Genomic DNA, 13,514 nt, shown 5'->3' with positions numbered 1-13,514 from the left:
TATAAATCATGAAATTAAATACTATCAAATATATTCTTTTATCCGCTGCTTTTTTGTTCAGCGGATGTAGCAAATATCTTGATCAGGAGCCTGATATGCGTGCTCAGATCAATACTGTAGATAAAGTCAAACGATTGGTTGCGTCAGCCTATCCTGGGCGAAATTCTTTGGCTATGGCTGAAACGTATTCGGACAATGTCGAAGACAAAGGTGTTGGCGATTTGTATCAACCGGTTCCTGCTCTTTATGAGTGGAAAGATATTATCGGCGATGATACGGATTCTCCAACCGCTTATTGGAATTCATGTTATGAGGCAATTGCAGCAGCTAATCATGCACTGGATGCTATTGAGAAGAATGATTTTGGCGCTGATGTTTTGCCTTATAAGGGCGAAGCACTTGTTGCTCGTGCTTATTGTCATTTTATGCTTGCCAACTATTTTGCAAAAGTATATGACCCAAAATCGGGAGCTAGTAATGATTCCCCAGGTGTACCTTATGTGAAAGAACCTGAAACGGTGCTTATAAAAAAATATGATCGAGGAACCGTTAAATCGACTTATGATAATATTCGTCAGGATCTGGAAGAAGGATTAGCGTTATTAGACAAAGGAAAAGGACTTTGGGATGTCCCTAAATATCACTTTACACCTGAAGCGGCTCATGCTTTTGCTACACGTTTTTACTTGTTTACAGGAGAATGGCAAAAGGTAGTGGATAATGCCAATAAGATTTTCGGTGGTAATTTTACGGGTAAATTAATTCCTTATAATTCCACGTTCAAGACATTGGGGTTTGAGTCCGTTCGTACAGAATTTGCCAAAGCCGAACAGCCCTATAACTTATTGATTAATGAAACTTATAGCGGTTACCAAAGATGGTGGAACAATCGTTATGCGATGGGGATAAATGTGTTTCAAAATATTTATAATGGTATGACGGCTGCTGGAGCTAAGCTTTATAACTTTGGGGTAAGTTATGGATCTCCACATTACACCACCTATCTGTGGAAAGAGTTTTGGTACGTGACAAATCCAACCGCAAATACAGGCTATCCAATGTTAATGGTACCCGTATTGATTACAGATGAGGTATTATTGAATCGAGCAGAAGCTTATGCCGAATTGGGGAATACCAATAGTGCCTTGGCGGATCTTAATTTATTTGCCAGCAATAGGATTAATAATTATAATCCCAATACCTATGCTGTAACAGTTGCAAAATCCAAGGATTTTTTTGGTGTGGCTGATGATAAAGAAGCCTTGATTGAAACAACATTACAGTTTAAGCAAATTGGCTTTATGTCGATGGGTCTCCGTTGGTTTGATATTATACGTAAAGGATTAACTGTTAGGCACAATATGATTGGCAATGATGAGCGTGAAACCATTCTAGAACTTAAACCTGAAGATCCGAGGAGAGTCTTTCAAATTCCACAAGAAGCGAAGTTAGCAGGTGTCGAACTAAACCCAAGATAAATCATGAAAACAATTGTTAAAATATTTACAGGAGTTAGTCTGATCGGATTAATCTTTGCCTGTAATAAAGAAGATAAACTAAATTACACGCTTCAGAACTACGATACATTTGTTCCGGGGGCGATTGATGAATGGATTACTAAAAATCTGACAGATCCCTATAATATCGAAGTCGTATACCGCTATCAGCGTAATATGCATGATATAAATAAAAATATATCTCCTGCAGATGAATCGAAAGTGATTCCGCAAATGGATATTGTTAAAAAGGGATTTTTGGATGTATACAATAAAATTGGGGGAGCCACCTTTATTAAAACCTATACCCCAAAACAATTTGCATTATTTGGTTCCGGAGATTATGACCCAGATGGCTCAGTGAAAGGAGGAACAGCTGATGGTGGACGCCGGATAACACTCTATGGATTAAATGGACTGAATGAGAATAATCCTAATTCAGTAATTGGGAATTTACAAGTGATCCATCATGAATTTACCCATATATTAAATCAAACACGATTTATACCAGTCGATTTTGAAAAAGTATGTGTTGGAGATTATTATTCCAATTGGACTGCACAAGAAAATACACCAGCAGCAGCGAGAGCACTTGGATTTATCACTCCATATGCCCGTAAAAATATTGGTGAGGATTTTGCCGAAACGTTGTCGCACCTAATTGTTGGAGGGCAATTGTATTATGACCAATTTGCTTATCAATCTGACTCAATTCCCTATGTTAAGTTAAAGCAAAAAGAGACCATTGTGCGGGACTATATGATTAAGTATTTTAATATTGATGTTACTCAATTACAAATGGAATTTCAAAGGGTAATGGAGGAGCAGTACAAGAGTCAATCTTATAGTTTTTTGACGGCTGTGACGAACAAAACAATCACTGAAACCATCGATATGGATATTCGATCAAGCTGGGGACAGGAAAATGTCTTATCACCTAAGCAGATTGAATTATTTACGCCTATTCTAGATGGATTTGGAAGTTATCAGGTTAAAGGGGTACGGTTAAAGATGCTTAGTGCGAGCAAGATGACCTTGTCCATTCCATTTGGCAATAATACTGATACCTGGAATGCTTTATATGATTTGGATATTATTAAGATCGATAATGAGAGTTACAAGATAAAATTGTCTACTGTACAAGGGACCGATGCCGGGTACGGATACGGTAATTTTTCTTACATTATAAGTGATGTGAAACCTTTATTAAATTATTTAGAGAGCACAAGTTTTAAATTCTCCTGGAGCATAAACGGTGTACAAACGCCACTTAATTATTTGAAATTTGTAAGTATTCAGGATTTAGCAAATCCTCAGTTTAGTCTCACGGGTAAGGTCTCAACTAAGAAATATTAATCATTTACCAATCCTCTTTAAAATGCCACTTAATAAAGAAGGTGAATTTGGAATAACAAATTCCGTATTATGGATTGGAAATTAAAAAATATGTATAGATGAAAAAGATATTTTATTTTATATGTTTTGTATTACTCGCAATGAGTTGTACAAAATCAAAAGAAGTCGAACTGGAGCTGGGGTCTGATCCAGACTCTCGCATCTCTGATACCCTTTCGTATGTTAGGAAAACATTAATTGGTGCTCCATATGGATGGAAAGCAAGTTTAACGACAGAGTATTCTGGCGGCTATGGGTTTTACATGCAATTTGGCGATAACGATCGCGTAAAAATGGTTGCCGATTTAAATGATGCAACTTCTTCGGAACTCAAAGAATCTACTTTTAGGGTCCGTCAAATTATGGCGGCGACCCTGTCATTTGATACCTATAACTATCTCACCATGCTACAGGATCCAAATCCGGGAACATATGGAGGTCAGGCTGGTAAAGGAATGGGAAGTGATGTTGAGTTTGATTATGTTAAAACTCACGGAGATACTTTGTTTTTTGAAGGAAGAAAGTTTCAAAAGCCTTTAATTTTGGTAAAGGCGAACGAATCAGAAGCAAGTAAATATATTGCGAAAGATTATCTGAATACGATTACAAAAAATAGGACATTTTTTAAGAAGAACCCATTGACCTCCATTGTCGTTGACGGGGTAGAAGCAGAAATAGCATTTGGTTTTAGTACGAAAAAGATGTCTGTGGTTGTTGCTAATTCAGATGGTACATTTTCTTCTTCGTTTGCAGATTTTTGTAGTACGATTGATGGACTAGAGATTGTTGGCGGAGCGCTATTAGGTAATGCTAAAATAGAACGTTTTATTTGGAAGGATGAAAATTCGATTGTTGGAATCGACAGCGGAGGTAAAGAATATCCTGTGAAAATTAATTCTTCTTCTGTTATTCCTTATATTACAGCATTGGGGACTAGTTTTTCAATCATTACTATTCCAGATGTTACAACCTTTAACGGGTGGAGTACAGATTTTATCGCAAGGAAGGCGTCAACAAAGGCAGGTATCGGTCGATGGAATATTGGTGGCCAGACCCTTATTTTAAATACGACAGATTTTAAATTTCAAGTTGTGAACAACAAGATGGCTGTTGTATTTAACATTAAATATGGCGAAAACAGAACGACATTGACGTACAATTATACGTATACAGTAGAAAACGGCAAATTTAAATTTACACCTAGTGGAACGCCAGGCGGTAATGAAGGTGCACTTTATAATGATGTACGCTATTTACTTCAAGAAAGAATCAACACCGATACATTTGAATTAGATTATTTTGTAAATCCTGAAACATTTGAGGTAATGTCTCAATTTAAAAGCATTGAACATCCTGATTTCTATTTTACTGGACAAAATAATTAATAACATCTTGATTTAATATTAGGTTCGATGCAGTATGTCGAACCTAATATCCTATTATCCGCATGAAGTGCGTATAGGATTACTAATATAGGATTATGTTAAAATATCACGGAATAATATATTTTTTCTTTCTAAGTCTATTTGCTTGTGAAAGGAATCAAAAGGTGGATCTTACCGGAAGTCTGGAAGTCAAGTCGCCGTTTTATTTTGATTTATATGAGATGGAAAGTGGAAGTAAAGTTATCGCAGACACGCTATATAGCGACACCTTCAAGATAAAGCTTGATAAACTTCCAAAAGGAATCTATCAAATCGTTTTTTCCTGGGAGAGGGATGTGGTGAAGCCACAGGAGATCGAACGATTTGCCCGTCAACCTGAACTTGGTACACCAAAATATTATTTGTCAGCCACATTTTGGTTAGATGCAAAAGAGTCAAATAATTATACATTGTTACTGGACAGTACTTATCAACAATCGGAGCTAGAAGAATTATTGTTGGCTAAGAATGGGAGTGAATCAATTAAAATTGCAGTAGTATCCGATGGAGCAAACAACAAGTTATATAATAGATACTTAGCATTAGTGGATCGTTATAGGGCTAAAAATCGACATCAAAAAGATAGTCTTCAACAAGTAGTGGCACATTATAATGATCTTAAATTATTCGAGGATTCAGAGCGATTAAACGCGCTCTTAGCAAAAGATTGGTTGCCAAATATTAAAACAGCACTGTTACGTGAAGAAATAAATTTTATGAAAGATAATATAGATAGCGAGGTCATTCCTCCAATCTACCATATTCAGGTTAATACGAAAGAAGATTTCGAACAATATCGTGAAGTCTATAATTTGTTTCCGCTTTCAGTTAAGCAAAATTTTACCGTTTGGAATAAAAGTAACTGACCTAGCAAACTATTGATTATGAAAGAAGTATTTAATACCCACATACCCTTCGGTAGTTATATATGGGGGGCTGGGATGATTATATTTATTGCCATGGTATCATATGGAGACTTGGAGCAAGGACTTTACACTGGGGCACTTTTGTTGTTTGCGGTATTTGCATTAACCTGGTATTTCACTTTCTTCTATAAACGTTATTGGATTGAAGACAATAAACTGTTTATTAAAAGTATCTGGGGAACCGATTCTGTTGATGTCAACTCCATTCGCAAAGTTGAAGCTGATAAGGTATTTTGGTTTGGATCGATGAGGTTCACCGTTTTAAGGCCCTATAGAAGGGGAATGATTCTGCATTATAATGTAATTGATGATATATTCGTTGATCCGGAAAATCCAACCCAATTTATTGATAAATTGAAACAAATTGCACCCAATATCAATGTTATCGAAGCGAAATAGTCTTTTTCCTCAATAAAGTTTCGTCAATACGAATTGGTTACTCGGACTAAACATCTGCCATTTGAGACGATCTATTTTGCCGGTGTTCAATTTAATAACGCTAGCAATCTGAATAGGATCTTGAAAGATTATGATTCCGGAAAGGTACCTCTATTTGGGTGGAATGCTGGAGCTGGACTTGCATATAGGATCAAACAACCCCTCATTGGCGTGAATTTTAGCCTTTCCACAAGCAGTAAAAATGACAATACAATGAATACAGGCGATTTTACGGTTTATGTATCTACCAATGCGATACGTACAGGCAGATTGATCTTTAGCCCGCAGCTGGGAGTAGGTACGCAGTCTACTACTTTTACCGTTCAAAAGAAAAATCTGAATGGAGAATTTGGAGACTTTTTGACCAGGCAGTCCAACCAAACTAAAATGGAGCACGATGCTGCTATCGTAGACTTGAGTGTCACCTTGAAAACTTTCAATACGGAACGTAATATCTTTCGTCCTGAATGCAGAGTAGGTTATAAATCTTCTATTACAAAAAATGAATGGAAAGTAGTGAATGCTGCTGTTTCGAATGCGCCGAAGGATAGGCTTGGAAATTTCTATGTGCAATTCGCTTGGGGTAATGGACGATAAAAAAGGATAATTTATTTTATTAGCAAACAGGAGTAATAGTCAGCACTTATAGATCTTTATGAAAACACACCGCAAATTATTTTTTATCTACTGCCAGATCATGTTGGTAATCATACTCAGTCAGCAACTTATTGACGTTTACTTTCGAGGTGAAGTGACAGAATTTACCGTCGGTAGACTAGTTGCAACATGTGTGTATTTAATAGTCGGTGCGCTGGTACTCACATTTGTGGAAATTAAAACTAAGAAACGTAAATAATTTCAGATCTTTAAATATATAGGTTGTTATAACAGGATGCGGTATCCTGAAAAACATAGGAAAGCATGTTATTTAACCAAAAAAATGATGAAAAGATTATTTTTTATTAATAGGCTGTCAGAAAGGTGAAAAGAAGATATAAATCCGTTGCTAAAAAGGAGCTATTAACATCTAATTGGTTCACACTTAAAGCTAGGCAAGAGCCCGCGGTTTGGAATAAAAGTTAACTTACTTCTCGTTTCTAATTTTTGAGCTTCTTTTGGAGAAAATGTCGACATTTAATTCTGTCAAAATAAATAGGAGTGCGATCCAAGTGGTTAAATGGTGCTTATCCTTTATACCTATAACCAATAAAAGGAGAGCAAATATTATTCTAAGCCATCGACCTATAGATATTTCGACGATAGTGGTTGTCGTAAAAAATTGATAAATCTTTAATAAAATTGTGTTCATTGCTAGAATTTTAATCTATTAAAGATAAGTCTATATAGAGAATAGATCAGAATTGCAATAGCACAGATATCAACTAATGTTACTGATATAATTTTCAGTATTTCAGCATCTCGATGTATTAGGATATGCTGAGGCATTTGGCTGAGTAAGAATAGAGCAGTAATAATGTTCAAAACTAATGACAATGGGGATTTCGCTTTTAAGTATGTTTTCATCATTCTGATTATTGTATTATAGGTTTAAATTTGGCATACTTAAAGATAGTTATTTTTTTTGAAATGAAGCTATATTATCTGACTTTCTAACGGTGCTGTGATTGTAATTACAAACTCTAACTTCTATAGTAGATAACAACGTATTTGACCGAAAAATGATGAAAAGATTATTGTTTATTATTCCCTTTGTTGTTTTCTTTCTAGGATGTAAGAAAGAAAAAGACGATGTTAATCCTTTCGTAGGAGAGTGGGAAATCAAGACTATCTATACAAAGTATACCGACCCGGTTGCTGGACTAAAAGAGGAAACAACGGACGTGAAAACATTTTTGACAAAGAATGGCTATTACCCATCGACCTATAAAGGACTGCTGTTTTATGCTGTTGATAGTGCCGCATTGATAACATCGGAGATATTCACGCTGCCCAACGATGATGGGCACCTATATGAGGACCCGGACAAACCTGATAGCGAAAGTAAAACGGCCGATAGGATAAGAGCCAGCTATAAGGTCGATGGCAATACCATCACTCTTCAATTGGAACCATTACCAGTCTCACAGAAGTTAACTTATCGTTATGCTTTTGTAAATGGACTACTTGAACTTGTTGTAAATGATATAGATAGCGCTTCGGGTGGAAAGCCCATGATCCATAAAGAAGTATGGACATTGCAGAAAAGCAAATAATGCGATAACTTAGCGTAACCTATTTTTTGAAATTTACTTATCATGAAACGGATTATTTTCCTCCTATTCATTATTCTTATAAATACAGTTGCCGTGCAAGCGCAACAAAAGACCAGAGCATTTCTATTTACGAAACCACATAAGATCGTCGAGAACGCTAAGTATGGCAAAATAAACCTATACGACGCAAGAGAGATAAAAGATAATCTGGGCGTCATACAGGTCGGTATAATGAACGCAAACCGGTTGTTGGTGGCGGAGCCATCATTGGAAAAACAGTTGCAGAGCCAATTGGAACAAATAACCGGTCGTAAAGGCAATGGTGAATTGCTGATGCGGTTGGAAAAGTTCTGCATAGCGGAATTGACGGGAGCTTTTTCTGAAAAGGGATTTTTGGATTTTAGAGCAATCTTATTCTCAAAAGAGGCTAATGGAGAATATTTACAGCTAGCCCGAGCTGATACAGCTATCGTCGTTAAAGGGATGGATGTAACCAAAGCGACTTTGGCACGCGCCAGCGAGGTTGTCAATAACCTGATCCTTGATGCATTAACCAAAAACGGCGATACCACAAAAAGCTATAGTCTCAGTGAAATCGAACATTACGACGATATTCAAAAGAAACAATTGGCACTTTATAACACGGAAACATATAAAGATGGGTTATATCTGACCTACGAAGAATTTGCCCTTCAAACACCATCAGGTGGGCAGGCCCAATTAAGAGAGGGGGATTTAAACTTAGGCTTCTTTAAAGAGAATGAAAAAGGGAAACTTAAAAAGGTAAACCCGAAAGATTATTATGCAGTAGTGCATGCTGGTAATCCTTTTATTTCAAGTCAGGATCAGTTTTATGCTTTAATCAAGGAAGATGATGATTTTATTTTTGTGGGTCCCGTTATGGAAACTGCATCTGCAACCAATGTTGTTGTAGCTTCCGTGTTGCTAGGTGCAATAGGAGGTGTGTTGGTAGCAGGCCCTGAAACAAACTACTATGCGCAGAAACTCGATTATGCAAATGGTAGCTTTATTCGGCTGCTGAATAAACAATAATATGTATCTCTTATTTACATCGTAAAAAACTTTCGACAGAACATAGTATATCGTCCTATTTTCCGAGTAAAATTTGATGTGTTTGCAGTTTTCCACAGTTTGTTAATAACATTGTGGAAAACGTTCTCACTCCAGCGTAGTTAAATAGTGTTCCTAGTTGCTGAAATGGATTAATGGTATAAATTAAATGAATTTACCTTTATATATTAGATGTCTTTTGTATATTAAATTGTACTCTATTAACCCTTGACTAATGAAAACCAAATTTATACTTGTTTTAATATTGTCCTTCATCGTCTGCTTTTCAATAGCAGCTGCTGTATACTATTTCTTGGATGAGAAATCGTCCATTCCCGATTCTTTGTTCGTAGGGGCTATATCAAGCTCTATTGTGATTACACTATTCTCAAAGTTCAATACAGCCGCTCGGCGCAAATAATTATATTTTCCTGACAGCAACTCCATACCAACTTGCGATCAACTCCGTACTGTAACCACCTTGTGTGCACAGTGAGTCCACGTTGAGTCCACCTTTTAAGGGTGCTTTCACTGTACAGACATCCTGTCTGCATCTTGCTTGCAATTAGAAGGTGGTTAGGAATTGGTTATAACTAATCCCCAAAAAGGTATCACTAAATTTTCAAATTTATAATTGCTGTTTGCTGCAGCTTCCGAAATCCTTAAAAATGAACAAGATACTTGACATAGGGTCGTTTTGGTGGTATATTTATTGTATGGGAATAAATGATAATGGCTATATCCGTGGACTGGTTGGCCCACTGGTAAGCAGGAAGGTAGGAACAAAGAACTACATTCAAGGTAAACCACATCGTGTAAAACAAAACGTCGACACGAAGAATGCTGGTAAAGATTTTGGACAGGCAAGTCGCGCGGGCGCCGCAATTAGGCAGGCTTTTGGGTTAGTGCATCAGGAACTGCATGATGGACAAATGGGCAATCGCTTGAATAGACAGATTTATAGGGCAATGAAGACAAATATCAATGACGATAGGGGAACACTTTGCCTAAACAACTGTAGGCTCGACAGATTGGTGAATTTCCAATTCAACGAAAATTTCCATATGCAGGATGCGCTGAATATCGATCCAACGGTTAGCCTTACCAAGGAGAATCAGATCGAAATATCATTTCCAATATTTGACATTAACCGAGCATTGCTGCTACCCAAAGATTGTAATGCTATCGCCTTTAAATTCCATACCTTTTCTTTCAATTTCAAAGAAAGGGAGTTCACTGAGGTAAAGGATGAAGAATGGGAAATCGATATCGTCTATGGGCAGGATCCAATTCCGGCCAAGACAATCAGCATTCCATGCAACGAATTTGTTGGTACGCCGATCCTGGTTGGATTTACGATCATATATCTTCATAAAAATGGCCGACGGTGCAATGTGCTGAATGAAGTTGATTGTACGCCTGCAACTATTCTAGCTGCTTTCCAGTTATAAAAGTAACGTTAACCCGTACCTGTGTTTTTTCCTACCGGAGCGGATATCCATTTACCGCTCCTTTACCTCCATTTACCGACTTTTTTATTCCGTTGATCTAAATGTAATAAAATGGGATGCTGCGTTGTCTTACTTTTGAATCAGAATCTTAAAGGAAATGATGCAACAAAATCAACTTCCTTGCGACAATAAGAAAAGAGATAAAAAAACTAACAATATAAAGTATAGCAATTATGAAAACTTTAGTAAAGACATTCGCAGCAGCAGCATTGATTACACTATCAACTTTCGCAATGGCAGCAGCTGACCCTGGCAAAGCATTGAACCTTTCCACAGCCGATTTGGCCATCGATAGCTATGTGTCGGTAATGACAGAAGGTGCATCTCAGGGCGTAGAAAAATTGTTCGCATCGGAATTCAATCAAAAATTTCAGGGAAAAGCTGCACGCACCAATAGCCGTTCGGAAGTCATTTCGTTCCTAAAAAAGCAAAAAGGTGAAAAATTGAACTGCAGTACAAGTACCGAAGTACTCGAGGAGTCTGAAAACTATATGGTAGCACGTGTCACCATGAAGTTTGAGGATTTCACGAAAACAGATTTGGTGACATTGATCAATGAATCGGGAACCTGGAAGGTTGCAAGCTCCGTAAACTCGTATAAATAGAAACTGTTTAATTAAATTCATATGTTTATTTTAGCCACGTCGGGATGATGTGGCTTTTTTGTGTTTAATGCATTTTTGTTTCTGTTAATCTTAAAGTGCTTTTGAACTTATCAACAATGTTATTAACATCGTGTGGAAAACTGTTTTTTTTCCTCACTAAATCGATGCATCGCATGAATTATGTAAATTAGCCCATAAAATTATTGTCCTACGCACATTTTATGAAATATTATTTAAATCAATTGTTGAAATTCATTTGCTTCATTACATTATTGGTCTTTTATCTGCAGGATGCGGCGGCCCAAGATATCGACACAACATTCCATAAGAAAGATGGGAAAGAAATAACAGCGAAAGACCCCGCTTATTTTAAGCGTATTATTCGTCCTGTAAGCGATCAAAACAAAAAATATTATGTTATTGAAGAGTATTATATCAATAACAATACGATTAAGTTAAAAGGCACCAGCAAAGATGCTGGTTTTCCATTTAGCTTTCAGGGTCAGAAATCTCAGTTTAGCTTTCAAGGTCAGAAATCTCAGTTTTACGAAAATGGAGTGTTAAGGAGCCTGGAAAATTTCAGTGAAAAGAGTGAACTGATAGATTCTGCATACTATTGGTACCCAAATGGTAAGCCTGAGTTGACTGTATTTTACCCAAGCTCATTCGATAAAAGAGGTAACCGGGTTGCAGAGAATCCTATTTATGTGGCTTATTTTGACTCGTTGGAGAATAAAACATTGGCGGATGGAAATGGTTTAATTTGTTTACGTGAAGGTGGTGACGATAATTTTGAAGAGGGGAGGATGGTCAATAATTTGCGTGAAGGAGAATGGAAAGGAATGGCAGATAATGAAACTTTTGTCGAAACGTATAAAAAAGGAAAGCTATTAAAGGGTAGTAAAATCAAAGAAAATGGGGAGCTCATAAACTATGATGCGAAAACTTATTTTGCGCAACCGGAATACCCTGGAGGTATCTATAAGTTATTGACTTTTATTGCTAAAAATTATGAGTATCCCAAAGAAGCTGTCAAAAATGGGGTAAATGGTTTAGTAGAAATAGATTTTGTGGTCGACAGAGATGGCCATATCGAAGATATAAAAGTAAAGAGTGATTTGGGATTTAACACTGGTGAAGCTGGTATCCGAGTTGTAAAAATGCTTAAGAAATGGAAGCCGGGTATACTGAGAGGAGAGTCCGTAAGAGTGGGTTATACCTTGCCCATACGGCTAAATTATGTACGTTAAGGATATAATGACTGTCGGTTTTTATGTTATCCACAATGTTATCAACATAATGTGGATAACATAAAACAGGTATTGGCAATTCCAACGCGATAAAACTAAACATTATTTAACCGCTTAATTTTTTTACTATCCTGGATATTTGTTATTATTACCCCTGTATTAACAATTATTATGAAGTATTATTTACATTTTTTGACAAGATCTATCTGCTTTTTATTATTCACCCTTTGTGTATCACATCTTCTCGCTCAGAACAAGATTTCCTACTATAAAAAAAATGGAGAAGAAACTAGGCTGAAGGACTCTGCTTATTACCTTAGGATAGTTAGTCCCGAAGGAAATGGAATTGATACATTTTATCGCGTGGAGGAATTCTATTTTCACAATGATTCAGTTAAGCTTAACGCTATAAGTAAAACTGCCCAATCACCTTTAAAATATCATGGGAGAAAATATGAGTTTTATGAAAATGGTCGTTTAAAAAATTTAGAAAATTTTTTTAATGGAACCAAAATAGATTCTGCCTTTTACTTTTATCCAAATAATCAATTGGAGAAAATTTTGTTTTATCCAAATAGGATCGACGCAAAGGGGGAAGTACAGGTAGAAAAACCGATTTATGTAGCATATTATGACTCTCTTCGGAATAAAACATTGGAAAATGGTAATGGCTTAATTCGTTTTTCGGGGTACAAGAATAACTATGAGGAAGGAACTATGTTAAATAGTTTGCGTGAGGGTAAATGGCATGGCAAATTGGGAAAAGATAGCTACGTTGAAATCTATAGCAAGGATAAATTGATTTCGGGTATCACAACTAAAGAAAATGGGGTTTTAATAAGTTATGATTCAACAAATTATATGATTCCACCTCAATTTCCAGGTGGAATATCTAGACTAATGGGCTATATCGGCAGTCATTATATTTACCCCAAAGAAGCTATTCGAAATAATGTAAGCGGTGTGTTGTTGATTATGTTCATGATCGACCATGAAGGGAATATAAAAGATGCTGTAGTGAAAGAGGATTTGGGGTTTGGTACAGGGGATGAAGGTATTCGCGTGCTAAAAAAGGCTGGGAAATGGAAGCCTGGTGTACAGCGCGGTGAAGCAGTAAATGTGGCTTACATGCTACCTATTAGACTCAATAGATGATTATTTTCACACAAAAAAAAGCCTTCCATT

At 36.6% G+C, this 13,514-nt stretch carries 12 protein-coding genes; all 12 read left to right on the top strand.

Going from position 1 to position 13,514, the window contains the following annotated elements; all coding sequences use genetic code 11:
• Nucleotides 1-8: 8 nt before the first annotated feature.
• The 12 genes from K2F45_RS24480 (at nucleotide 9) to K2F45_RS24425 (ending at nucleotide 13,484) form a co-directional block, all read left to right on the top strand.
• Nucleotides 9-1,478 carry a RagB/SusD family nutrient uptake outer membrane protein gene (locus K2F45_RS24480; protein WP_248932576.1) on the top strand — a complete coding sequence of 490 codons (1,470 nt, stop codon included), beginning with the start codon at nucleotides 9-11 and terminating at the stop codon, nucleotides 1,476-1,478.
• A gap of 3 nt (nucleotides 1,479-1,481) precedes the next feature.
• Complete coding sequence (locus K2F45_RS24475) at nucleotides 1,482-2,852, top strand: substrate import-associated zinc metallohydrolase lipoprotein (RefSeq protein WP_248932575.1); 1,371 nt, start codon at nucleotides 1,482-1,484, stop codon at nucleotides 2,850-2,852.
• Nucleotides 2,853-2,950: 98 nt separating this feature from the next.
• Complete coding sequence (locus K2F45_RS24470; protein ID WP_083296084.1) at nucleotides 2,951-4,276, top strand: DUF4302 domain-containing protein; 1,326 nt, start codon at nucleotides 2,951-2,953, stop codon at nucleotides 4,274-4,276.
• 95 nt (nucleotides 4,277-4,371) lie between these two features.
• On the top strand, nucleotides 4,372-5,181 hold the full coding sequence (locus K2F45_RS24465) for a hypothetical protein (protein WP_248932574.1): 810 nt from the start codon (nucleotides 4,372-4,374) through the stop codon (nucleotides 5,179-5,181).
• An 18-nt stretch (nucleotides 5,182-5,199) separates the two neighbouring features.
• Nucleotides 5,200-5,640 carry a PH domain-containing protein gene (locus tag K2F45_RS24460; RefSeq protein WP_075994286.1) on the top strand — a complete coding sequence of 147 codons (441 nt, stop codon included), beginning with the start codon at nucleotides 5,200-5,202 and terminating at the stop codon, nucleotides 5,638-5,640.
• A 120-nt stretch (nucleotides 5,641-5,760) separates the two neighbouring features.
• Nucleotides 5,761-6,276 carry a hypothetical protein gene (locus K2F45_RS24455; RefSeq protein ID WP_157698583.1) on the top strand — a complete coding sequence of 172 codons (516 nt, stop codon included), beginning with the start codon at nucleotides 5,761-5,763 and terminating at the stop codon, nucleotides 6,274-6,276.
• Nucleotides 6,277-7,358: 1,082 nt separating this feature from the next.
• The gene (locus tag K2F45_RS24450) at nucleotides 7,359-7,892 is read left to right on the top strand and encodes a hypothetical protein (RefSeq protein WP_248932573.1); all 534 of its coding nucleotides are present in this window, start codon (nucleotides 7,359-7,361) and stop codon (nucleotides 7,890-7,892) included.
• Nucleotides 7,893-7,934: 42 nt separating this feature from the next.
• The gene (locus K2F45_RS24445) at nucleotides 7,935-8,945 is read left to right on the top strand and encodes a hypothetical protein (protein WP_248932572.1); all 1,011 of its coding nucleotides are present in this window, start codon (nucleotides 7,935-7,937) and stop codon (nucleotides 8,943-8,945) included.
• Between the two features lie 686 nt (nucleotides 8,946-9,631).
• Nucleotides 9,632-10,414, top strand: a complete 783-nt coding sequence (locus K2F45_RS24440; RefSeq protein ID WP_157698581.1) for a hypothetical protein — start codon at nucleotides 9,632-9,634, stop codon at nucleotides 10,412-10,414.
• A 233-nt stretch (nucleotides 10,415-10,647) separates the two neighbouring features.
• Nucleotides 10,648-11,079: a nuclear transport factor 2 family protein gene (locus K2F45_RS24435; protein ID WP_075994282.1), complete on the top strand. Its 432-nt coding sequence runs from the start codon at nucleotides 10,648-10,650 to the stop codon at nucleotides 11,077-11,079.
• 221 nt (nucleotides 11,080-11,300) lie between these two features.
• A complete protein-coding gene (locus K2F45_RS24430; RefSeq protein ID WP_088163033.1) occupies nucleotides 11,301-12,329 on the top strand; it encodes an energy transducer TonB in 1,029 nt (342 codons plus the stop codon).
• A 171-nt stretch (nucleotides 12,330-12,500) separates the two neighbouring features.
• Complete coding sequence (locus tag K2F45_RS24425) at nucleotides 12,501-13,484, top strand: energy transducer TonB (RefSeq protein ID WP_088163032.1); 984 nt, start codon at nucleotides 12,501-12,503, stop codon at nucleotides 13,482-13,484.
• The last annotated feature ends 30 nt before the right edge of the window (nucleotides 13,485-13,514 follow it).

This window comes from Sphingobacterium siyangense (assembly GCF_023277505.1).
GTDB classification, from domain to species: domain Bacteria; phylum Bacteroidota; class Bacteroidia; order Sphingobacteriales; family Sphingobacteriaceae; genus Sphingobacterium; species Sphingobacterium siyangense.
The sequence above is the reverse complement of the archived record's forward strand: the minus strand, read 5'-3'. Positions and strand labels throughout refer to the sequence as shown.